Genomic DNA, 22,156 nt, shown 5'->3' on the forward strand with positions numbered 1-22,156 from the left:
CATGGCAAAGGATAATAAAACAGAAAAGGCCACCCCGCAGAAGCGTAAGAAATCGCGTGAAGAAGGGAATATTGCCCGGAGTAAAGATTTAAATAATTTATTTTCCATTCTTGTATTAGCAGTTGTCGTTTACTTTTTCGGGGATTGGCTCGGGTTTGAGATTGCCAATTCTGTATCGGTGCTGTTTGATCAAATTGGAAAAAATACAGATTCAACCGAGTATTTTTATATGATGGGGATGTTACTACTAAAAGTATCAGCACCTATATTAATACTCGTATACGCTTTTCATTTATTCAATTATATGATTCAAGTCGGTTTCTTATTTTCTTCTAAAGTGATTAAGCCGAAAGCGTCGCGTATTAACCCAAAAAACTATTTTACGAGATTGTTTAGTCGTAAAAGTTTAGTAGATATTTTGAAATCACTGTTTTATATGGGATTAATCGGTTACGTCGCTTACGTGCTCTTTAAAAAGAATTTAGAGACAATCGTGAGTATGATTGGATTTAACTGGACTGCGTCACTTACTGAAATTATTAGGCAAATTAAATTTATCTTCTTAGCGATTTTAATTATATTAATCGTTCTTTCTATTATTGATTTTATTTATCAAAAATGGGAGTACGAACAAGATATTAAGATGAAAAAAGAAGAAGTAAAACAAGAGCATAAAGATAATGAAGGGGACCCGCAAGTAAAGGGAAAACGAAAAAACTTTATGCACGCTATATTGCAAGGGACAATTGCGAAGAAGATGGATGGCGCAACGTTTATTGTAAACAACCCGACTCATATTTCAGTCGTACTCAGGTACAATAAACACGTTGATGCAGCACCAATTGTTGTTGCAAAAGGGGAAGATGAGCTCGCTTTATATATACGAACGCTTGCCCGTGAACAAGAAATACCAATGGTGGAAAACCGTCCGCTTGCTCGTTCTTTATATTATCAAGTCGAGGAAGATGAGACGATTCCAGAAGATTTATACGTAGCTGTAATTGAAGTTATGCGCTATTTAATTCAAACGAATGAACTTGAAGTATAATAGCGCGTTTGGAGGAGATCTCTTTGTTTAAGATAGATTCTGCAAGAACCTATTTTTCTATCTTTTTAGCAGCGTCATTCGTAGTGGCGCTCTTAATTCCACTTCCACCATTTATACTTGATATCATTATCGTTTTTCTACTAAGTATGTCAGTGCTTATTTATATGCGAGCGACAAGTATTAACGAGTGGGATGAATTAAAGTCATTTCCGACGATGTTGTTATTAATCGGGATTTTCCGCGTATCGATTAACGTATCGACGACGCGAGCGATTTTGACAAACGGAAATGCCGGTCATGTTATTGAAGAGTTCGGCCAGTTCGTAATTGGCGGGAACTTATTAATTGGTATCGTTATTTTTACAGTATTAATCATATTCCAGTTTATCGTTGCAAACGGTGCATCTCGTACAGCTGAAGTTGCAGCTCGTTTTACGCTTGATTCTTTACCAGGGAAACAAATGTCGATCGATGCTGATTTAAACCAGCGTATTATTTCAGAAAAAGATGCACAAGCAAAACGAAAAAAATTAAATATGGAAACAGAGTTTTACGGGGCGATGGATGGTGCCGGGAAGTTCATTAAAGGGGACGTTATTTTCGGGATTGTCATTTTATTCGTAAACATCATTTTCGGTTTAATTGTCGGAATGATGCAGCAGGGCATGAGCTTTGGTGAAGCGGCTCTTCATTACACGCAGTTAACTGTCGGTGATGGAATTGTAAACCAAATCGGTTCTTTAATGCTTGCGATTTCAACAGGTATTATCGTAACGCGTGTATTTGACGGTTCACCGGATACAGTAACAGAAGGTATCTTTAAAGAGTTATTAGCACATGAAGTCGTTGTATATGCGCTCGGTGGTTTATTTATCGCAATGGGTATTTTTACTCCGCTACCATTTCTACCGTTCGCACTCGTTGGTGGAACAATTATCTTCTTAGGAATTCGAAATAAAAATCGAATGAAGAAAGAAAAAGAAGATGAGCTTCAAAAAGAATTAGAAATGATTCAAGGCGAAGATGAGCAATTGCAACAAGTGGAAGATTCATTTGGCGTATTTACAGATAAATATCCAATTATTGTAGAACTAGGTTTAGATTTAGCGGCACTTGTAAAGCAGAAAATTAACGGGGAAACAGCTCGTGATAAAGTTGTTCTTATGAGGAAATCGATTATTACCGACCTTGGTATTAACGTTCCTGGAATTAACTTTAAAGATAATACGAGTTTTAGACCGCGCGGACGTTACATTATTCGCATTAAAGGTGCGAAGGCAGCTGAAGGTGTTTTGAAATCAGGTTACTTATTAGCGCTGAAAACACCAAATGTAATGGCCGATTTAGATGCAGAACCAGCGAAAGATCCGATTTTTGGCGAGGATGGATATTGGATTTTAGAACATATGGTACAAGATGCACAAATGAAAGGCTATCAAGTATTAGAGCCACTTAGCATATTAATTACACATTTAGATGTTGTCGTTAGACGTAATCTTCATGAGTTAATTCAGCGTCAACATGTAAAAGATTTAATTAACTCCCTTGAAAATGATAATGGCGTTTTATTAGAAGAGATTAAGAAGAAAGAAATCGACTTATCACTTGTTCAAAATGTTATTAAGCAATTGCTAAAAGAAGGTATTTCTATTCGGGATTTACCAACTATTATTGAAGGTATTATTGACGGGAAAGAAATTTATCAAAATCATGTTGACGGCGTAACGTCATTCGTTCGTGAATGTATTTCAAAAGTGATTTGTGAAAATGCGAAAAATCCTGACGGGAAAATATATGCGGCGCTCTTCTCAGATTCAATTGAGTTAGATGCAGACGTTGTGAACAATTCTTATCAAGGTTATTTATTAAACTGGGATTTAGATTTAGAAACGCGAGTCGTTGAACAAGTACAACGCGTATTGAAACAAGCGAGGTTAATGGGAAGAGAACCAGTATTATTAACGCGTAGAAAAGATTTCAGGTTTGCGATTGTAAGACTTCTTGAGCGTTATCAAGTAGAAGCGCAAGTACTTTGTATTAGCGAATTAGCACCAGAAATTGTTGTAGATCAAATTGCCTATATTGAATAGTAGGGGGTGAAGTAATGGAAAGTACAGAAAAGAAAGAAGCGTTAATGCGAATAAAAGCAGCTTCGAAAAATGAATTGTATCGAAAGTTATTTGACCAATATGGTACAGATTATTATTACGTTGTCGATGAAAGTGTAAAACGCAATATCCCGTTTTTTTGGAAAAAGAATTATGAAATGTTAGTTGCTTTTCCAGAGGATAAACAGGAAGAAGTAAACGAAGGCACAGCTCAATTTCATGAACAATTAATGGATGTTGTAAATGATTCTTCAGAACAAATTGTGAAGGCGAACGGAATTCAATCGGTACTGCACAATTTAGAAAACGTGACGACTCCTATGTCGTACGCGGCGATGCAAACAGGAAATAGTGAAGAATGGGCAAGAAAGAAAGAGAAACTATTAAAGCTGTTTGAAAAAGGTATCGTCGTTGTGAAACAGACGGAAGAAACGAAAGTAACGAAAAAGCAAAAAGCTGTGAAAAAAGTCGTTCCCGTCAAAAAAGAAGAAGTGGTTGTAAAAAAAGAAAAGCAAGAATCTGTACCATTTATTATTCAAAAAGTAATTCGCATGCTAGAACAAAACGATGTAGAACAATACTTCATTCATGCATATGCTGAAAAGTTAAAAGTGAAGTTTGAGAATGCAACGATGATTACAGAAGAAGAAGTAATCGAATATATATTGGAAGATATGACCTCTCATTTCAATACGGAAAATGTATTTGAAAAAGAAGTACAAACAATTGCATTAATCGGTCCAACTGGTGTTGGAAAAACGACGACACTTGCGAAAATGGCGTGGCAGTTTCACGGTAAGAAAAAAACGGTTGGTTTTATTACGACCGACCATTCTCGCATTGGGACAGTTCAGCAACTGCAAGATTACGTAAAGACAATTGGATTTGAAGTAATCGCTGTGCGTGATGAAGCTGCAATGACAAGAGCGCTTACGTATTTTAAAGAAGAAGCGCGCGTCGATTATATTTTAATTGATACAGCTGGAAAAAATTATCGTGCGTCAGAAACAGTGGAAGAAATGATTGAAACGATGGGACAAGTAGAGCCAGATTATATTTGTTTAACGTTATCAGCTTCGATGAAAAGTAAAGATATGATTGAAATCATTACGAACTTTAAAGATATTCATATTGATGGTATCGTATTTACGAAATTTGATGAAACAGCAAGTAGTGGGGAATTGTTGAAAATTCCAGCAGTATCATCAGCTCCCATTGTATTAATGACAGATGGACAAGACGTAAAGAAAAACATACATATCGCTACAGCGGAACAATTAGCGAAACAAATGTTGCAAACATCATAGAAAAGAGGTGAAGAATAAGGCAATTGCCTTATTCAATCGAGTATGAACGGTCTTTATATAGGTTCAATGGGTATGATGAATTACATGCAGCGCATTAATGTTCATTCGAATAACGTTGCAAATGCCCAAACGACAGGATTTAAAGCAGAAAATATGACTTCTAAAGTATTTGATGTACAAGACACATATCGCCGCGGTGACGGAGCTGTAACAAATATTGGCTCAGTCGATTACGCTGTAGTACCAGCCGCAACGCATGTGAACTTAGTACAAGGAAATATACAAATGACAAATAGTGCTACAGATTTCTTTTTAGATGATGGTGCAAACGGTACAACATCATTTTTCGTTACATCTAAAAACGATGAAACGTTTTTAACGAGAGATGGTAGTTTTACAATAAATAGTGATCGTTACTTGCAAACATCATCTGGTGCTTTTGTTATGGGAGAGAATAATGAACGTATTCGTATTCCTGAAGGAGCAAAGGTAGCTGTACAAGCAGATGGTACATTATATGATGAAGTAACACAAAATAATATTGCTCGCCTGCAAACAAAAACAGTAGATGCAGAAGCGAATAATCGTCTTGTGCAACGAGAGAACAAAAGCTTTACACTAGCAGAAGGAAATATTGCTGATTTACCGAACGGAACAGGCTTAGTAAAAAACCATATGCTAGAAAATTCAAATGTAGATATGACGAAAGAGATGGCAGATCTAATGACAGATCAAAGAATGATTTCAGCATCACAACGCGTTATGACTTCATTTGATAAAATTTATGAAAAAGAAGCAAATGAAATATTGAGATAGGGGACTTCCGTTAGCGGAAGTCTTTTTTATTTCTGTTTTAAATTTCAGAATTATCAATTGACTTTGTGGAGCTTCTTTTTTATATTAGTAGGTATAACTATAACTACTAAAGAGGTGAGAGTATGACAACGGCATTATATTTAGAAGATGCATACAAAACGATTTGCGAAACAGAAGTGATAAAAGTAGAAGGAAATAAAGTATATGTAAAAGAAACAGTTTTTTATCCAACTGGTGGAGGGCAGGAATGTGATACGGGTGTCATTGTACAAGATGGATCTGTATTTGAAGTTGAAAAAGTAAAGAAGGAGCAGGGAGAAATAGTTCACTATATAAAAGATGGAGCTCAAGTAAATTTAGGTCCAGTTAAATTAGAGATTAATTGGGAAAGACGTCATAACTTAATGCGTCATCATTCTTTACTGCATCTTATCGGAGCTGTCGTTTATGAAAAGTATGGAGCTCTATGCACTGGAAATCAAATCTATCCTGACAAAGCACGTATCGATTTTAATGAGTTGCAAGAGTTATCGAGCGTGGAAGTAGAAGAAATTGTTAAGGAAGTGAATAAACTTATTAAACAAAATAAAGAAATTTCCACTCGTTATATGAGCCGCGAAGAAGCAGAAAATGCTGTAGGAATGATTAAAACAGCCATAAACCTCCTGCCAACTACTATACAAGAAATCCGCATTGTTACAATTGAAAATTTAGACGAACAAGCTTGTGGAGGCACACATGTGAAAAATACGAATGAAATAGGAACACTTGTTATTGATAAAGTAAAAAGTAAAGGTAAGCAAAATCGTCGCTTTGAAGTTAGAGCGATTTAGATTGTGAGGAGTACTAATGGATGAAATTATAAAGGAATTACAAAAGCTAGGTTTTTCCCAGTACGAATGTAAAGCGTATATTGGACTACTAAAACATTCCCCAGTAACTGGGTATGAAGTGAGTAAACAAACAGGAGTACCCCGTTCTATGATTTACGAGGTACTAGGTAAGTTAATGGATAAAGGAGCAGTACATATTGTACCTTCTGAACCAGTTAAATATGTACCAGTACCAGCTACGGAATTAATGAATCGCATGCGAAAAGACTTTGAAAAATCCTTTGAATTTTTAGATGAGAAATTAAATGGTTTAGAACAAGAGCGACAAATAGATGTAATTTCGCATATTCGCTCAAATGATCGTGTTTTGAAGGAAATATGCAATATAATTAATAGAGCGAAGGAAGAGTTATGGATTTCTGTATGGGAAGATCAAGTGCATGAAATTGAGCCATACATTCATCAAAAGGAAGAAGAGGGAGTACATATATTTTCAATCTTATTTGGCGCTCCAGAAACAAAAATAGGAGCGACGTTTCACCATAATTATATGACGCCTCACGTTGTTGAAAAGAGAATGGGTGGTCATTTAACTGTAATTGCGCGTGACGGAGAAGAAGTATTAATTGCGAACTTCTCAAATGATAGCACTTCATGGGCTGTTACAACGTATGACCCAGCTCTAGTTCTCGTTGCTACAGAGTATGTGCGGCACGATATTATGGTTGAAGAAATCACGCAGGAATTTGGAGCTGATAAGTTAGATATGTTATGGCGTGAAAATATAGATTTAGTTCATGTCGTAACAGGAAAACGAACTTTAGAAGGAATGGAGGATGATACGGATGAGTAAAGCCCAAGCACATGTAGCTTTGCAAAGCGATGATACATTTCAGCAAGGAGTAAAAGATTGTTTACCAACTGTATTTGGTTATTTAAGCATCGGTATAGCAGCCGGTGTAATTGCAAAAACAGCAGGTTTCTCCATTATTGAAATTGCGTTTATGTCGACTTTAATTTATGCAGGTTCTGCCCAATTTATATTAGCTGGTATGTATGCAGCTGGTGCACCTGCTTCAGCGATCATTTTCACCGTCTTTTTTGTTAATTTACGCCACCTTCTAATGAGTGCTGCGCTTGCACCGTACTTTACGAAACTGCCTCTATTTAAAAACTTACTAATTGGTTCTCAAATTACAGATGAAACGTTCGGCGTTGCAGTACAGCATGCAGCGCAAAAAGGATATTTAGGCGAAAGATGGATGGTTGGGCTAAATGTAACGGCTTATTTAAATTGGATCCTTGCTACTATTATCGGCGGGCTATTTGGTGAATGGATACCAGATCCGCATACGTACGGTATGGATTATGCATTACCAGCAATGTTTATCGGGTTATTTGTACTTCAGCTCATAAGTAGTAAACCGAAGTTAGCAATTCATCTTACTGTTGCAATTGTAGCAATTATCATCGCATATGTTTCACACTTATTTATGCCAGATAGTATAGCGGTTATTATCGCAACACTACTAGCTGCGACGATTGGAGTGGTGATTGAAAAATGGAAATGAGATTAGATGTAATATTACTTTTATTAGCAGCAGGAGCTGTTACACTCGTGCCACGTATTTTACCTCTACTCGTATTTAGTAAACTACAAATTCCAGAATGGGGTTTAAAATGGTTAAATTACATACCAATCGCGATATTAGCAGCACTTTTAGCACAAGTATTATTTATGCATGAGACGATGCAGTGGGATTACCTGATCGCAGCAATTCCAACATTTCTTGTTGCGATATATACTCGTAGTTTATTAGGTGCAGTATTAACTGGTGTGATTGTGATTATTTTGTTACGTTTCTTTTTCTAAAAAGGATTACGCTCATATAATAGCGAAAGGTGTAATAACATGAAAAATATAGGGGTGGTGTTATGATACTTTTAACGATAGGAGCAATTTTGTTAACGTTGTTTATTTTCTTTATTATCGGCTTCATTACGTTTATGATGTTTGTTGATAAGGCGACACCTCAAATTTATTACACACCTTGTGAATCAGTGACAGTGAAATCTAAAGGTAAAAATAGAAGGAAGAAAAGTTGAAAGTTGACTTTTCTTTCTTTTGTTTTATCTGATTTTTCTGTATAATTTAAGTTAGTTATCCAACTAACTTAAAAGGTGGTCATAGAAGTGGCAAAACCAAATGTTGTTAATAAAGAGAATTTACTACAAGCAGCAAAAGAAATTATTGCAGAGCATGGGATGGAAAAGTTGACATTAAAAGCAGTTGCAGAGAGTGCTCAAGTTACACAAGGTACCGTATATTATCATTTTAAAACGAAAGATCAATTATTACTGGAAGTAACTGAATCGTTTTGTAAAGCGTCGTGGGAACAACTAGGAAAGGATGTACAGTTAGAAAAGGCTTTGCAGTCTGCCGAAAGTAGATGTGTGAAAGATTCAATGTATCATCATTTGTTTTTTCAATTAGTAGCTAGTGGATTACAAAATGATGCGATGAAAAATAAAATTGGTGGATTGTTACATTATGAAAACCAAGAATTAACAAGAGTGTTAAATAAAAATATAGGAGGTACAATGACACCTCAAATTTCAACTGAAACGTGGAGCATTTTATGTAATGCATTAATTGACGGATTGGCATTGCAAGCATTATTCAATCCATCTTTTTCTAGCGACGAAGTATATGGTGATTTGCACCTGTTATTGGAAAAGTTCATAGAGCTACAAAAGGGAGGTAATGGTAGTGAATAATAAACTTTGGCTCACTATTTTATTTTCTATCGGCGTTTGGTTTTTTGCCTCAGCGTTCTTCATTATTTTCGGTTCTTCTGTTTTATTGGAATACACTTCAAGTAGATTTTTTCTACAATTGACGTTTCTTGAATTAGGAACGGCTATAGCTTTATGCTTTGTAATGTGGCTATACAAAAAACTAGATACTACGAAATATGCAGTTATTAAGTTAGGTATATGTGGTACAGCAATCGGTTTAACTTTAGATTCTTACATCTTGTATCATTCTTCTAATCTATTCTCACAATTATCCTCACAGCAAATCATGTCATTTACCATTTGGATGGTGATTGCATATGCTCTTTATTTAATAATTCCTTTCGTTATGGAACGAAAAAGACTGTTATAAAGAGGATTTTTATCCTCCTTATAACAGTTACATCCCCGAAAGAACTAACAAAAACAGCCCAAATAAAAAACTAATAAAGGAAAGAAAACCGATACATATGGAGAATACACGGTTGTTTCTCCATTCGCGCCAGAAAGCGATAAAGCCTAATATGCAAAGGAAAAACCAAATGGGCAGGAATAGTAACTCGCTAATTTTTTCGGGAAGTAACGCATAAAAGGTTGATAAATATAAGATCCAATTTGTAAAAAATAAAATGTAAACGATAATAGATTGTAAGTAGGGACGTTTGGAAAACGCTCCTTTTTTTACGGTTACTAGAATAATAGTTAGCGCTGAGAAAAAGGCAATGAATATGAAAATCAGTAAGAGTAATGTAAGTGTCATTTACATCTCCTTTATAAGAGTGTTTTTTACAAGAAATGAATCTATTAAATTATATGCTTGATTTGTAGAGTGCCCGTTATATTTTTCGGTGTACGGATTTAGAAAACCATGTTCACCGTGTAGTTGGTATATTTCTAATAAAGGGTTCTTTTGTTGCTGCAACGATTGAATGAAAGAGGGTACTGAAAAACTAGCTTCTTTTTCAGGGAAAATAAGTAAGGTAGCACATGTTGGTTTCATATGAATATAGTCACGTATACGAGAACCGTAACATCCGATAATAAAATCTATTTTCGGATTGTTACTACATAGCCATGAGATGGTAGCACCAACACTAAAGCCGATAAGTCCAATATGTGTGTAACGACTAGAAAGATGAGTAATGAATGTTTCAATTTGCTTTTTTCCATCTTCAAATCCAATATGATTCATAAAAAAATGATATGCTTTTTCTTCATCACTATAATGAAATGCAGGTTGCGATTGTAGCAGATTAGGACAGAATACATCTATATGAGATGAAGTGAAGTGGTCGGTAACGTGATGCATATGGTCGTTCACACCATATATCTCATGAACAACAACGAGAGCTAATTTTTTCTTCATCGTTATAAAGTACCTCTATGAAATTTAAATTCTTTCTCAACAAGGCAGATACGAAGGTGGAAGTTTTCATACCATTGCTCACGGCCCCTTTTTTTCGCTTCTTTATGTAAGGCATTCTGTTTCCAATTTTCAATCGCCTCAAGTGATTCCCAATAAGAAATTGTGATTCCGAGCCCTGAATGATCTCGTGCACTTTCTACACCTAGAAATCCAGGTTGCTGCTTTGCAAGTTCCTCCATTTTGTCAGAAGCGGCATTATAGTCTGTTGTATCATTTGATAAATTAGAAGTGAATATAACTGCATAATAATGACTTGTTTTTTGTAAATTATTTTTCATATACAATCCTCCTTTTCATATAGTTTAGCATGTGAAAAATAGAAAAGAAGTCATGGCTTCTTATTAATATTTCGTTTTTTATTGTTACTTGAATGAAGTAAGATGGTTTCTATATTGATGTTCGAAATTTTATTATCACTAGATATGAAAATCTTTATATATGAATGTTTAAAATAGGAAAAAATCACATATTTTGTTAACAAAATATGTGATTTATATTAGAATAATACGTGTAATATATATTTATATAATATATTAATAAATTTTATTGAAGGAGGTGACCTCTTTGCACAGTAGGAGGAAAGAAAATAAAAAAATATTAAATGTATTTGTAGTTGTTATGAGTCTATTCTTGCTATTATCTCAATTACAATTTTTAAGTCCAATTGATACGGCAACGGCAGCAGTTACAGATGAAGAAGGTTTTGATAAACCAACCTATCAATCTATTCATAAAGGTGAGATGTATTCGACCGGTAATGTGAATTTAGGTATTAAAGCTACTGAAGCTCAGAAGAAAACGGCATTGTATTCGGAGATAACGAATACTGCGTATACAGCACCGAATGGCTATACCCGTGAACTCATTGATGTAGATGATGACCCAACAACTACAAATTCATCTAAGGCATATATTCCTGTTCCAGAAGATGCTGAAATTGAATGGGCTGGATTATATTGGAGTTCCACACGTTATGAATTAACGCAGCAACAGTATGTAGCACCAGTTAAGTTCACGACTCCGGCGGGGAAGAGCTTTCAAGTAAAACCAAGTAATACGTATTACGGAAGTGGCTTGCTTTATGGTTTCGGTATTGATGGTACTTATTATTCTAACTATGCAGATGTTACAAAGCTTTTACAGTCCTCTAATTCAAAAGGAGGAAGCTATACTTTAGCAAATATTCCTTATCCAAATACAAAACTTGCATATAATTCTGGATATTATTCTTTTGCTGGTTGGTACATGTTAGTTATTACAAAAGATAAGTCTAAAACAAGAAAAGCATTTACTGTTTATGATGGTGGATTGAAAAGAGCTACTGGATCAGGTGAAAAAGAATTCACAGTGAAAAACTTTATTGCTTCAAAAACTGGAGATTTAGATCCGAAAGTTTCTGTTTTCGCTGTCCAAGGTGATAGATATTGGACAGGTGATAGACTGTTTGTTCACACAGATAACACTTGGAAAGAAATTAATGATAAGCTCAATCCAACTGGTAATATATTTAATTCCACTATTTCTGAATATGAGGAACATATGCGAGATAAGTATCCGGGTACATTTAACCCAGATTATAAAAATAATTTGGGTGTTGATGCAGATTTAATCAAGTTACCAGCAGGATATATTAAACCAGAGCAAAAGGAAATACGCTTAAAAGCTGCGACAGCTGGTGATGACTACGTATTAAACACATTAGCTTTTGCAGTAAATGCAACAGCGCCAGAGCTTGTCATAGATAAGGAAGTAGTAGATGCAAAAGAAAAGTATGAGCCAGGTGATGAAGTTACATATCGTTTAAGGGTGAAAAACATTGAACCGAATTCGAGTTCTGTTGATACAAAAATTGAAGATGTTTTAGATTCGCGTCTAGAATTTGTACCAAATTCGGCGAAAATCATTTCTGGTCCGAATGCTGGAAATGAAACAGAACAAGTTGACTATGATGCAAAGACAAGAAAGTTAACAATAAGAATTGGTGAAGGAGCAAATGCTACAAAAGGTGGAATCTATACGGATAAAACACCTGAGACAACAATTGAATTTAAAGCAAAATTAGGGGGAGAAAAGGTAGAAACAGAAGTCCCTAATATCGCTGTTGTTCAAGGGGTTGATGAGTTAACAGGAAGTCAGGTTGAAGCTAACGATTCTAATAAAGTAGTAGTTAAAGTATTACCCGAACGAGAAGAGAAACCCGGGAAGTTAGTAGCTACTAAACTAGCTAAAGATATAAACGGTGGTACGCTGAAAGTTGGCGACAAACTAGAATATACAATTCATGCTAAAAATAGTGTGCCAGATTCTATCTTAAAGGCAGTTAAAATTACGGATAATCTTCCTGAAGGAGTAGAGTATGTTCCGAACACGTTAAAGATAAACGGAAAGGAACAAACGGATGTTGAAGATGAAGATTATGCACATATAAAAGATGGAACGATTTATGCTCATTTCGGCGATCTTAAAGGTGAGGAAGAGAAAGCAATCACGTTTGAAGTTGTTGTAAAACCGGAGCTGGCAAATAAGAAAATAAAAAACATAGCAATAGTTGAGACCGATAGTTCGAAAGATAAGGAGAAACCAGAAGTTGAAACACCGGTTGACCCGTTGTCTGGACAACTAGAGTCGAAAAAAGAGATTATTGGTATAAAGCAAGAAAAATTTCATGTTAATGATGAATTTGAGTATCAAATTAAAGCCCGAAATAAAGTGGAAAATGGGCTTATTAAAGATATGCGTCTAATAGATAAACTTCCTGAAGGTATTGAGTATATAGCTGGTAGTATGAAATTGAATGGGAATGTATTGACAGATGCAGTTGACGAAGATGAAGGATCGTATGAGGATAATACGATTAAAGTAAACTTTGGGGACGTGCTTGATACAGAAGAAAGAATTGTAACTTTTAAAGTGAAAGTTACGCAAGACGCATTAAAAACGAAAGAAATTGAGAACATAGCGGTTGTTGAGGGGAAAACACCGGATAATGAAGATTTACCACCACAAAAACCGAATGTAAAAACAAATGTAGAAGCAAAGGAACCACAAGTAAGAAAGATGGTTTCGGATGCAGATGAAAAAGAAGTGGAAAAAGCGACATTACAAAGTATAGATGAAGAGTTTACATGGCATGTAAACTATCATTTTGGTAATGATGTTATGAACCTTGAAAAAATAGTATTGCAGGATGACTTAGAAGATATTTTAACTACCTTGCATGTAAAACTTGTAAACAGTAATGGAGAAGAAATAGAAGTTAAACCGCAAATTGATGAACAATCAAAGAAAGTAAGTATTGAGTTACCGAAGCAGGACGGAAATTATGCTTACCTTGCGAATCAATCGTATACAATGCATATTAAGTCAAAATTAAGCGCGAATGTAAATGCAGATATACTAACGAAATACAATGCGAATGATGGTATTCCAAATAAAGCAGAGTTACTGTTTGACCAGAAGAAATTCGTATCAAATGAAGTGTTTGTAGTACCGCCAGCATTAGGGAAATTTGAGATTGAAAAAGTAGATGCGAATGATGAAAATCTCAAATTGGAAGGCGCAGTATTTGAAGTGATTAGTAAAGATGGAAATATAGTATGTAAATTAACAACCGATAAAGATGGTTTGGCAACTTCTATTCCATTAATCGTTGGCAAATATACATTAAAAGAAGTACAAGCACCAAAAGGATATATGTTGATGAGAGAACCAGTAGAAATAGAAGTGAAATCTGGAATGGATTCACAAAGAATAAGAGTAGTAAATAAAAAGAGTGAATTTGTTATTCCAGAGACTGGTGGAATAGGGACAATAATTTATTATGTAATTGGTGGAATATTGATGTTTGTTACATTGTTCCTCTTTGTTAGAAAGAGAAATAATGAGAGATAGAAAAAACAAAAGTAATACAAACAATAGGGAGTGGACAACAATGAAAAGGATTTTTAGTTTATTTTTAATCTGTATGTTAGCTTTTTCAACGTTATCTAACATGGCTGTTAGTGCGGAATCTAGAAGTACAGGTACGTTAACGATTCATAAGTATGAGCAAAGTAAAGGTTCTAAAACAACTACAGAAGGCAATGGAAAAGAAGGACAAACTGTTCCAGAAGATGCAAAACCTTTAGAAGGTGTAACTTTTGAAATTAAACGGATTGAGTCATTTGAAAAAATTTCAAATGATGGAACTGTTATAAAAGAAGAAGCAAAGCCAGTAAAAAATGCTACAATTACAAAGGTAACAAATGCAAAAGGGGAAGCTATTTTTACAGATCTTCCACTAGGACGTTATGAAGTAAAAGCTATTAAAGGTCCAGAACATATTGCTTTGGATACGACTACTTTTATTGTCGATATTCCAATGACAAGTACAGACGGTAAAGATTTAAATTACGATGTTCATATTTACCCTAAAAATGAAACAAAAAGAGGTTCAGTAGAATTCGTAAAAATAGGTGAAGCTGGTCAAGTGTTAAAAGATGCAGAGTTCCATTTGTTTAAAAAGAATAAAGATGGAACAAGCACACAAGTGAAGACACCAAGTTCATTAGTAACAGGGGAAGATGGTAAAGTTCGTGTAGATTCTCTAGAATATGGGGATTATTATTATTTTATTGAGCATAAGGCTCCAAACGGTTATATAACTAGTAAAGAAGAGCGTCCTTTCTCTATTAAGGAATCTGGTGAAGTAGTTAAGCTAGAAGATATAAAGAACTATAAAGAACCTACGATTACTAAAAGTATAAATAACGGTTCAAAAGTAGCTGGAATCAATAAAGAGACAGATTATACGTATGATATCAAAACATTACTTCCAGAAGATATTAAATTATATAAAAAATATGTCGTAACAGATATTTTAGATGATCGTTTGGAAATAAAAGGCCAACCAATTGTTATGGTTGATGGAAAGAAAGTTGAAGATGGTAGTGTAAAAGTAGTTGTAGAAGGTCAAAAAGTAACCGCTACAATTGAAGATTTTTCAAAAATAAATGGAAAAGAGCTTCATTTACAAATTACTGCAAAAATTAAAAGTGATGTTGAATCTGGAGTGAAAATTCCGAACAAAGCAGTACTTGATTTTGTAAATAAAGATGATGTTTCATCAGAAAAAGATGGAAAGCCATCTAATGAAGTGGTGGTCACACCGACAGCTGGAAATATTAAAATTGAAAAAGTTGATGGTAAGGATAAGACGCTTAAATTAGAAGGTGCGAAGTTCCAATTACAAGATAAAAAAGGTAATGTTATAAAAGTTAATGGGAAAGAAATGAATGATATAACAGATGCAAATGGTATTATTACATGGAATGAAATCCCGTACGGTGAATATCAAATTGTTGAGACGGAAGCACCAAAGTATAAAGATAAAGACGGTGCAGTCGAACACTATCAAAAGTTAAGAGATCCGATTGATATTACAATTGATGAAAAACACCAAAAAATAGAGCTACAAGTTGAGAATAATAAGAGTGGATGGATTATTCCAGCAACAGGTGGTATGGGAACAATTCTCTTTACGGTAGTTGGTCTGTTATTAATGGTGACAGCAGCGTTTATTTTCTTTAGAAAGAAACCGGTAAAGAATTCTTAATTCATATTTTATAATAATTGAGTTTGGAAAAGAGGAAAGGTAAAATGCTTTCCTCTTTTCCATATTTTATCCGAAGTGAAAGAGGATGTTATGAAACGAAATATTATCTTTGGAAGTATTTTTTTACTAGGATTAAGTATATTTCTCTATCCAACTGTGAGCAATTGGTTTGCAACAAGAACACATTATTCAGAAGTAAGTACCTATGATGAAGCAGTGAAGAAATTGGAGAAAGAAGAGATTGATCGTAAAGAAACGGAAGCACGAGAGTATAATAAGAAGGTCCAAAATACGACGCAAACATTTTCGGACCCGTTTCATGAAAAGAGTGATGAGGAAAAAAGTTCATATGTAGATATGTTAAATATAGGGGATGTTATGGGGTATGTAGAAATCCCTAAAATTAATGTGAATCTTCCAATTTATCAAGGGACGACGGAAGAAGTGCTAAGTCGTGGAGTTGGACAACTGAATGAATCTTCACTACCAGTAGGGGGAGAAAATACGCATACAGTTTTAACTGGGCATCGCGGTTTGCCTTCAGCACTAATGTTTACTCATTTAGATAAAGTCGAACAGAATGATATATTTTATATACATTCATTAGATAAAATACTTGCTTATAAGGTAGATCAAATAAAAGTTGTATTACCAAATGAAACGGAAGACTTATTAGTTGTACAAGGACAAGATTACGCAACATTAATTACGTGTACCCCGTATGGAGTGAACACGCACAGGTTACTAGTGAGAGGACACCGTGTTCCATATGATGCTGGTGAAAAAGAAAAGATTACAAAATCTTTCATTTTAGAAGATTGGATGATCGTTTTTCCTATTGGTATTATTTGCATCGTCCTTCTAATAATCTATTTAAAAAAACGAAAATAGTATGTATTGTGTGGTGAGTGTGTGAGAAGGGGAGTTATGAGCGTAGCATTGTTTCTTACAGGATTATCACTATTTATATATCCAATAATCGCTAATTATATAAACAATTATGTGTATAAGACAGAAGTGATACGTTATGAAAAAATGGTTGATGATTTAAAAATAGAAGATGTAAATGAGAAGTTTCGAAAGATGGAAACATATAATAAATCGTTAGGGAAAACTACTTTCAAAATGAGTGACCCATTTGTACAGGATGATGAAATAAGTACGGACCTGTTACATTTTATAAACAAAGATGAAATATTTGGCACAATTTCTATTCCGAAAATAAATGAGGAGTTGCCAATTTACTTAGGAGCAAGTCAAGAAAACTTAAGTAAAGGAGTAGGGCAAATTGAAGGGACTTCTTTACCTATTGGTGGGAAAGATACACATGCTGTATTGGCAGGACATCGTGGATATCACGGGGCAACGATGTTTCGTCATCTTGATCAGTTAAGTGATGGAGATGTATTCTATGTAAAGGTATTTGGAAAGCAGCACGTGTATAAAATAATTGGACGTGAAATCATTAATCCAAATCAAGTGGATAAATTAAATGTAGTAAAAGGAAAAGACAAAGTTACACTGCTTACATGTGAACCATATACATCAAGTAAATATCGTTTGTTAGTATATGGGGAGCGAGTAGAAAGTGAGCAAAAGGAAATGGAACGTCTGAAAAAGAGTGTAGTCGAAGTTAGAAGTTATGAAACAAGAGCCATAATTATAAAACTAGCTTGTGGAATAGTAGGTTTCATTGTAATTTGTATTGGTTTGTATGGATTACTAAGGAAAAAATAAGAATGATGATACTTAAATAGAACAAAGAAAAATGCCACTTCAAAAAATGAAGTGGCATTTCTTATATTTCCTCTAAGCTATTAACTGGAACTGTTAATTCGCGTCCTGGGTTTTTTACTTCATATATGCGGGCGGTTTCATTGCTCTCGTCGACGTGTTGAATCATAACAGGCATGCCTTGAAAACTAACATTCGCTTGCTCTGCTGACACAGAAAGCTCTTTTGCACGTTGAATATTCATTTATATTCCTCCCATCATTATTATCTTTGCTAAAAAAGAGGAATAATATACCATTTCGAGACATTCTTAAAGTTTTTGTATTATTTGTAATGTTTCTTTAATAAATGAAGAGAAGATCGAATCAGGATAGCTATCTATTGTTTGAACGGCTTCTTTTGCCTCTTTTAAGGCAGATTTTTTATCTTGAAGTTCTATATAGCAAAGGGCACGATAAGATCCAGCTGTTAATAACCACGATTGATCAAGTGGATGACTCATATAATCTGGTATGGTAGCGTGTTTTAATGTTTCCAAAGCTTCCTTATAACGTTTTAAACCATACAAAGATTTTCCTTTTTCCAGATAATACAGTCCATCGTCTTGGAAAATTGGATCATTTTTTAGTTTTTCTCGAAATTGTTCTAGATGTTCTAATGCGAGTGTATATTCATTAGTAATTGTATTGTAGTAATAAGCTTTTAATATATCTATATTTGCAGCGGATAAAGTATCTTCTGTAAAAATGGCAAATTGCTCAGATTTTTTTATGTAATATAAATATCGTTCTTTATCAGCTACAATGATTTTTTGATAAGATAAAATACGGTAAAATTCATCTGTTTTATAATACACTTGATGTTTTTTTGAAAATGCAAGTGCATCTAAAATGACTTTTTCACATTTTTCATAATTGCCATATGCGAGTAAAATAATTGCTTCTTTTAAATATAATTGTATATGTGTAATAAGATCCATTTCTAAATTCTTCGTTTTATATTCATCGCGAATTCTAGCGATTAATTGTAAACATTCTTTATATTTTTTACGTTTGAAGAGCATATAGTAAAACAGTAGTTTCGTTTCAGTACTTTCGCGATACAAAGTATATTTTTCAAATATAGACACAGCTGTTTCAACGTAATATTCAATATTATAATCGTTCATAATAGCCGCTCCAGTTATGAACTGTTTATATAAACGTGCTGTATTTAAAGTTGGAGGTAAATCTGTTTGAACGATAGGTAGTAAAGTTTTGTATACTTCATCGCCATTTGCCTTTATTAGTGGCTCCATTTTTTGAATAAGTTCTACAACTTCTCCTTCATCTTCTTCTAATAAAAAGCTCGGTTCACATTCAAGTTTTTCTGCAATATATTGTAATGTTTTCATAGAAGGTGTAGCTTTTCCATTTTCAATTTGACTAAGCATACTTTTTGTCAGTTCTGAACCTGCTAGTTCAGTTTGTGTAAGTTTTTTTTCTTTACGTAATGCTTTAATTTTTTCGCCGAGAGTTGCCATAGTGTAGCTCCTTTATAATCAAAAAGTTAAATACAATTAAACTTTTTGTTGTAATAATGGGAAAGGTGATTATATAATAAGTTTAACACAATTTAACTTTCAAAGGGAGAGTGTCATAATGGAAGATGTAAGTATAGGACAACATGATTCAAGAATGAAGATTGCAACGAGAAATATTATTTTAATGATGATTGGAAAAATGACGTCTTTATTAGGAGCAGGCATTTATACGTTTGCAATGGGGTTATACGTATTAAAGACAACTGGTTCAGGGATGGGATTTGCAACTACGCTCGTTTGCGGATCACTTCCAAGGATGATCTGTGGCCCAATTGCAGGTGCTGTAGCTGACCGCATCAATCGAAGATGGCTTGTCATTGGTACTGATTTATTGAGTAGCTTAACGATGCTTATTATGTTTATTCTTGCTACTATATTTGGACCATCACTACTTTTTATTTATGTTTCAGCAGCATTATTATCAATTTGTGCAAGTTTTTATTCTGTAGCATTAACTTCATCTATTCCGAGTTTAGTAGACGAAGGACGTATTCAAAAAGCGAGTGCTTTAAATCAAACGGCGGCTTCTTTATCAAATATTTTAGGGCCGATTATCGGCGGAGTCGTATTTGGTTTCTTTTCAATTCAGTCGTTCTTTTTGTTAAATAGTATTACGTTCTTTTTAGCAGTTATTTTGCAATTATTTATCGTATTTGATTTATATAAAAAAGAAGTGGCTGAGAGTAAAGAGCATTTCTTGACGAGTATAAAAGAAGGTTTTTCATATGTAAAACGACAACATGAAATATATGGTTTAATGAAAATTGCACTGTGGGTAAACTTTTTTGCGTGTGGGCTAACCGTTGCACTGCCATACATTATCGTCCATACATTGCATTTATCTTCAAAGCAACTCGGTACTGTAGAGGGAATGTTAGCAGTCGGGATGCTAATGGGTGCGATTGCTTTATCTGTGCGTAAAGAAGTAAATAATCCGTTTCGTTCTATTTATATTGGATTGTTTTTATTTGCGGGTTTAAGTTTATGTACAGTCTTTCCGTTGTTAGTTATTATTCCAAAAGTAGCGAGTTTTATTTACTATATCGCTTTTATGATGTTAACGGGTATAGCAATTATGGTTGTCAATATTCCGATGCAAGTACATATGCAAAAAACGACAGATCCGAACTACTTAGGGCGTGTATTTGGCCTACTTGAAACAATTGCGACTGCAATCGCACCGCTCGGTATGATTGTATATGGATTATTATTAGATATGTTACCAACTAGCATTGTTATGATGACAATAGGCGGAGGTTTATTGTTAGTTGTATTAGTTGGAGTAAGGCAACATATGGCGAAAAAGCAAGTGGATGTGTCGGCTTAAAAATAATAAAATAATAAAAATTTGACTTATTATTATAAAAATGACCAAATCAGTATTTTAGTTTTTGAAACTCTTTTTCATGTATGTTAAAGTAAAGTGAGCAGGCAAAGAAAAGGAGACAACAGCATGAAAAAATTAAGTTTTGTTATGCTTTTTCTGTTAGTCGTAATGGCTGGATGTAGTAATTATGACACATATATTGAAACAGGTATGCAATCATTGAAAGATGAAAAATATAGTGATGCAACAATGTGGTTTGAAAAAGCAGAAAAAGAGAAATCGGGAAATGAAGCGAAATCATATAAAGAAATGGCCGAGAAAATGGATCACGGAGCGACAGCATTAAAAGACGGTAAGTATTTAGAAGCGAAAGACATTGCAAATGAAGTGTTACAAATGAAAAAAGACGATGCACTTGAAACAGCTGTAACATCAAATGCGGAGAATATGCTTCAAAAAGCAAAAGATGTAGAAAAGAAAGTAAATGAAAGAGTAGCAAAACGGAGAAAAGTAGAAGAAGAAGGAATTGATAAACTCATTAAAGCTGTAGATAGTATAGATGATGTGAAAGAAAAAGAGAAAAAAGTTTCAGAAGCATTAGATAAGGCTGAAGAGGCGCAAGCAAAAATTGAAGCGAAGAAAAATAAATAGAGTTATAGCTTAAAAGGCTGTCGTGTAAAACGACAGTCTTTTAATTTTTTGTTGCATAAGAAGTGATGTTATGTAGTAAAAAAGAAATAATTTTAGAATTCCATCTGTCCTCATGATGAATCGTATAAATATTACGTTGAAATTCAAATTCAGGGATGGGTATATAGCATAGTTCATTTCGTTGTACTTCTTGTTCAATAGCAAGTTTAGAAATAAAGGCAACCCCATTACCGTATTTTAAAATTTGTTTCATCGTTTCTAATGAATCTAATTCAATTTCGGATTGGAATGTAATGTTATGAGCTAACATCCATTTTGTAAGTAAATCTCTCGTTGTAGATGGATTACGATGCAATATTATACGTTCTTTTTCAATATCTTGTAGTGATACATTTTCTTTTTTTGAAAAATGATGTTCTTTGGAGAAAGCAAGAACAAGTGTATCAGGCATTACATTCGTCTGTTTTAAAGATGATTCATCAAACGGTGCTGCTGAAATTACACCGAGATCAATTTCATGATTTTGTAGCATCGTTCGAATTTCAGGAGCTGTTTTTACCATGAGTGTTATTTTTATATTTGGAAATTCACATTGAAATTGATGAACAATTTCTGGTAAAAGATATGTCGCTGGTACATAACTAGCGCCAATTGTTATAGCTCCTTTATGAAAATCTTTAAACTCTTGCGTGACTCGCCTAGCTTCTTTCATAAGCGCATCTATTTTACAAGCATAATGATGCAATGCCTCGCCAGCCTCTGTTAAGAAATATCTTCCAGAACGTAATTCAAATAAAGGTACACCGAGTTCCTCTTCTAAGCTTTTTATATGGAATGTAATAGTAGGTTGTTTAACACCAAGCTGTTCTGCAACAATCGTGAGCTTTTTGTATTTCTTAATAAGCACTACAATTTCTAATTTTAAGAGATTCATG

Annotated in this window: 23 protein-coding genes; 17 read left to right on the forward strand and 6 right to left on the reverse strand. The window is 34.2% G+C overall.

Going from position 1 to position 22,156, the window contains the following annotated elements; translation table 11 throughout:
• Position 1 precedes the first annotated feature (1 nt).
• The 11 genes from flhB (at position 2) to RTP99_RS02055 (ending at position 9,281) form a co-directional block, all read left to right on the forward strand.
• The gene (gene flhB, locus RTP99_RS02005; protein WP_001030107.1) at positions 2-1,048 is read left to right on the forward strand and encodes a flagellar type III secretion system protein FlhB; all 1,047 of its coding nucleotides are present in this window, start codon (positions 2-4) and stop codon (positions 1,046-1,048) included.
• Between the two features lie 23 nt (positions 1,049-1,071).
• Complete coding sequence (gene flhA / locus RTP99_RS02010; RefSeq protein ID WP_000472544.1) at positions 1,072-3,138, forward strand: flagellar biosynthesis protein FlhA; 2,067 nt, start codon at positions 1,072-1,074, stop codon at positions 3,136-3,138.
• Between the two features lie 14 nt (positions 3,139-3,152).
• A complete protein-coding gene (flhF, locus tag RTP99_RS02015; protein WP_000446200.1) occupies positions 3,153-4,463 on the forward strand; it encodes a flagellar biosynthesis GTPase FlhF in 1,311 nt (436 codons plus the stop codon).
• Positions 4,464-4,505: 42 nt separating this feature from the next.
• Positions 4,506-5,279: a flagellar basal-body rod protein FlgG gene (locus RTP99_RS02020; RefSeq protein ID WP_001013941.1), complete on the forward strand. Its 774-nt coding sequence runs from the start codon at positions 4,506-4,508 to the stop codon at positions 5,277-5,279.
• A gap of 122 nt (positions 5,280-5,401) precedes the next feature.
• A complete protein-coding gene (locus tag RTP99_RS02025; protein WP_000205371.1) occupies positions 5,402-6,112 on the forward strand; it encodes an alanyl-tRNA editing protein in 711 nt (236 codons plus the stop codon).
• Between the two features lie 16 nt (positions 6,113-6,128).
• Complete coding sequence (locus tag RTP99_RS02030; protein WP_000343369.1) at positions 6,129-6,965, forward strand: TrmB family transcriptional regulator; 837 nt, start codon at positions 6,129-6,131, stop codon at positions 6,963-6,965.
• Complete coding sequence (locus tag RTP99_RS02035; protein WP_000030487.1) at positions 6,958-7,683, forward strand: AzlC family ABC transporter permease; 726 nt, start codon at positions 6,958-6,960, stop codon at positions 7,681-7,683. Before RTP99_RS02030 ends, RTP99_RS02035 begins: the two co-directional genes overlap by 8 nt.
• On the forward strand, positions 7,674-7,985 hold the full coding sequence (locus RTP99_RS02040; protein WP_000425936.1) for an AzlD domain-containing protein: 312 nt from the start codon (positions 7,674-7,676) through the stop codon (positions 7,983-7,985). Before RTP99_RS02035 ends, RTP99_RS02040 begins: the two co-directional genes overlap by 10 nt.
• Positions 7,986-8,047: 62 nt before the next feature.
• The gene (locus tag RTP99_RS02045) at positions 8,048-8,218 is read left to right on the forward strand and encodes a DUF3951 domain-containing protein (protein WP_000602235.1); all 171 of its coding nucleotides are present in this window, start codon (positions 8,048-8,050) and stop codon (positions 8,216-8,218) included.
• Between the two features lie 87 nt (positions 8,219-8,305).
• Positions 8,306-8,890: a TetR/AcrR family transcriptional regulator gene (locus tag RTP99_RS02050; RefSeq protein WP_001118327.1), complete on the forward strand. Its 585-nt coding sequence runs from the start codon at positions 8,306-8,308 to the stop codon at positions 8,888-8,890.
• Positions 8,883-9,281 carry a DUF5367 family protein gene (locus RTP99_RS02055; RefSeq protein WP_001060579.1) on the forward strand — a complete coding sequence of 133 codons (399 nt, stop codon included), beginning with the start codon at positions 8,883-8,885 and terminating at the stop codon, positions 9,279-9,281. Before RTP99_RS02050 ends, RTP99_RS02055 begins: the two co-directional genes overlap by 8 nt.
• A gap of 27 nt (positions 9,282-9,308) precedes the next feature.
• Here RTP99_RS02055 and RTP99_RS02060 read toward each other — a convergent pair whose 3' ends face one another.
• The 3 genes from RTP99_RS02060 to RTP99_RS02070 are packed head-to-tail and all read right to left on the reverse strand — an operon-like array spanning position 9,309 to position 10,612.
• Positions 9,309-9,668: a hypothetical protein gene (locus RTP99_RS02060; protein WP_000176482.1), complete on the reverse strand. Its 360-nt coding sequence runs from the start codon at positions 9,666-9,668 to the stop codon at positions 9,309-9,311.
• Positions 9,669-10,274 (reverse strand): dienelactone hydrolase family protein, encoded by a 606-nt coding sequence (locus RTP99_RS02065; protein WP_000727632.1) that lies wholly within the window; start codon positions 10,272-10,274, stop codon positions 9,669-9,671.
• A 2-nt stretch (positions 10,275-10,276) separates the two neighbouring features.
• Positions 10,277-10,612: an antibiotic biosynthesis monooxygenase family protein gene (locus RTP99_RS02070; RefSeq protein ID WP_000794571.1), complete on the reverse strand. Its 336-nt coding sequence runs from the start codon at positions 10,610-10,612 to the stop codon at positions 10,277-10,279.
• Positions 10,613-10,889: 277 nt separating this feature from the next.
• On the opposite strand from RTP99_RS02070, the gene RTP99_RS02075 reads away from it, so the two are divergent.
• The 4 genes from RTP99_RS02075 (at position 10,890) to RTP99_RS02090 (ending at position 17,664) form a co-directional block, all read left to right on the forward strand.
• Complete coding sequence (locus tag RTP99_RS02075; RefSeq protein ID WP_392387601.1) at positions 10,890-14,225, forward strand: isopeptide-forming domain-containing fimbrial protein; 3,336 nt, start codon at positions 10,890-10,892, stop codon at positions 14,223-14,225.
• Positions 14,226-14,265: 40 nt separating this feature from the next.
• Positions 14,266-15,927, forward strand: coding sequence for a SpaH/EbpB family LPXTG-anchored major pilin (locus RTP99_RS02080; protein ID WP_000821080.1), 1,662 nt, complete (start codon positions 14,266-14,268; stop codon positions 15,925-15,927).
• A 90-nt stretch (positions 15,928-16,017) separates the two neighbouring features.
• Entirely contained in the window at positions 16,018-16,818 is an 801-nt protein-coding gene (locus tag RTP99_RS02085) for a class C sortase (protein ID WP_000827797.1), read from the forward strand.
• A 21-nt stretch (positions 16,819-16,839) separates the two neighbouring features.
• Positions 16,840-17,664 carry a class C sortase gene (locus RTP99_RS02090; protein ID WP_041184656.1) on the forward strand — a complete coding sequence of 275 codons (825 nt, stop codon included), beginning with the start codon at positions 16,840-16,842 and terminating at the stop codon, positions 17,662-17,664.
• A gap of 61 nt (positions 17,665-17,725) precedes the next feature.
• On the opposite strand, the gene RTP99_RS02095 is transcribed toward RTP99_RS02090, so the two are convergent.
• Both RTP99_RS02095 and RTP99_RS02100 read right to left on the reverse strand, forming a co-directional pair.
• Entirely contained in the window at positions 17,726-17,905 is a 180-nt protein-coding gene (locus tag RTP99_RS02095; protein WP_001025740.1) for an H-type small acid-soluble spore protein, read from the reverse strand.
• Positions 17,906-17,971: 66 nt separating this feature from the next.
• On the reverse strand, positions 17,972-19,183 hold the full coding sequence (locus RTP99_RS02100) for a helix-turn-helix domain-containing protein (protein ID WP_000212355.1): 1,212 nt from the start codon (positions 19,181-19,183) through the stop codon (positions 17,972-17,974).
• Positions 19,184-19,301: 118 nt separating this feature from the next.
• Between RTP99_RS02100 and RTP99_RS02105 the strand changes: the two genes are divergently transcribed.
• Positions 19,302-20,570, forward strand: a complete 1,269-nt coding sequence (locus RTP99_RS02105) for an MFS transporter (RefSeq protein WP_000390441.1) — start codon at positions 19,302-19,304, stop codon at positions 20,568-20,570.
• 126 nt (positions 20,571-20,696) lie between these two features.
• Positions 20,697-21,221, forward strand: coding sequence for a COG3014 family protein (locus tag RTP99_RS02110; protein WP_000736432.1), 525 nt, complete (start codon positions 20,697-20,699; stop codon positions 21,219-21,221).
• Positions 21,222-21,261: 40 nt separating this feature from the next.
• On the opposite strand, the gene RTP99_RS02115 is transcribed toward RTP99_RS02110, so the two are convergent.
• On the reverse strand, positions 21,262-22,155 hold the full coding sequence (locus RTP99_RS02115; protein WP_001050630.1) for a LysR family transcriptional regulator: 894 nt from the start codon (positions 22,153-22,155) through the stop codon (positions 21,262-21,264).
• Position 22,156 lies beyond the last annotated feature (1 nt).

The organism is Bacillus sp. (in: firmicutes), assembly GCF_031983925.1.
Taxonomy (GTDB): Bacteria; Bacillota; Bacilli; order Bacillales; family Bacillaceae_G; genus Bacillus_A; species Bacillus_A pacificus.

Coding starts and splice junctions, on each gene's coding strand:
- RTP99_RS02105 (WP_000390441.1), top strand. CDS start 19,302: ATGGAAGATGTAAGTATAGGACAACATGATTCAAGAATGAAGATTGCA.
- RTP99_RS02035 (WP_000030487.1), top strand. CDS start 6,958: ATGAGTAAAGCCCAAGCACATGTAGCTTTGCAAAGCGATGATACATTT.
- RTP99_RS02045 (WP_000602235.1), top strand. CDS start 8,048: ATGATACTTTTAACGATAGGAGCAATTTTGTTAACGTTGTTTATTTTC.
- RTP99_RS02095 (WP_001025740.1), bottom strand. CDS start 17,905: ATGAATATTCAACGTGCAAAAGAGCTTTCTGTGTCAGCAGAGCAAGCG.
- RTP99_RS02115 (WP_001050630.1), bottom strand. CDS start 22,155: ATGAATCTCTTAAAATTAGAAATTGTAGTGCTTATTAAGAAATACAAA.
- RTP99_RS02020 (WP_001013941.1), top strand. CDS start 4,506: ATGAACGGTCTTTATATAGGTTCAATGGGTATGATGAATTACATGCAG.
- RTP99_RS02100 (WP_000212355.1), bottom strand. CDS start 19,183: ATGGCAACTCTCGGCGAAAAAATTAAAGCATTACGTAAAGAAAAAAAA.
- RTP99_RS02080 (WP_000821080.1), top strand. CDS start 14,266: ATGAAAAGGATTTTTAGTTTATTTTTAATCTGTATGTTAGCTTTTTCA.
- RTP99_RS02040 (WP_000425936.1), top strand. CDS start 7,674: ATGGAAATGAGATTAGATGTAATATTACTTTTATTAGCAGCAGGAGCT.
- RTP99_RS02025 (WP_000205371.1), top strand. CDS start 5,402: ATGACAACGGCATTATATTTAGAAGATGCATACAAAACGATTTGCGAA.
- flhF (WP_000446200.1), top strand. CDS start 3,153: ATGGAAAGTACAGAAAAGAAAGAAGCGTTAATGCGAATAAAAGCAGCT.
- RTP99_RS02070 (WP_000794571.1), bottom strand. CDS start 10,612: ATGAAAAATAATTTACAAAAAACAAGTCATTATTATGCAGTTATATTC.
- flhB (WP_001030107.1), top strand. CDS start 2: ATGGCAAAGGATAATAAAACAGAAAAGGCCACCCCGCAGAAGCGTAAG.
- RTP99_RS02065 (WP_000727632.1), bottom strand. CDS start 10,274: ATGAAGAAAAAATTAGCTCTCGTTGTTGTTCATGAGATATATGGTGTG.
- RTP99_RS02085 (WP_000827797.1), top strand. CDS start 16,018: ATGAAACGAAATATTATCTTTGGAAGTATTTTTTTACTAGGATTAAGT.
- RTP99_RS02060 (WP_000176482.1), bottom strand. CDS start 9,668: ATGACACTTACATTACTCTTACTGATTTTCATATTCATTGCCTTTTTC.
- RTP99_RS02030 (WP_000343369.1), top strand. CDS start 6,129: ATGGATGAAATTATAAAGGAATTACAAAAGCTAGGTTTTTCCCAGTAC.
- RTP99_RS02110 (WP_000736432.1), top strand. CDS start 20,697: ATGAAAAAATTAAGTTTTGTTATGCTTTTTCTGTTAGTCGTAATGGCT.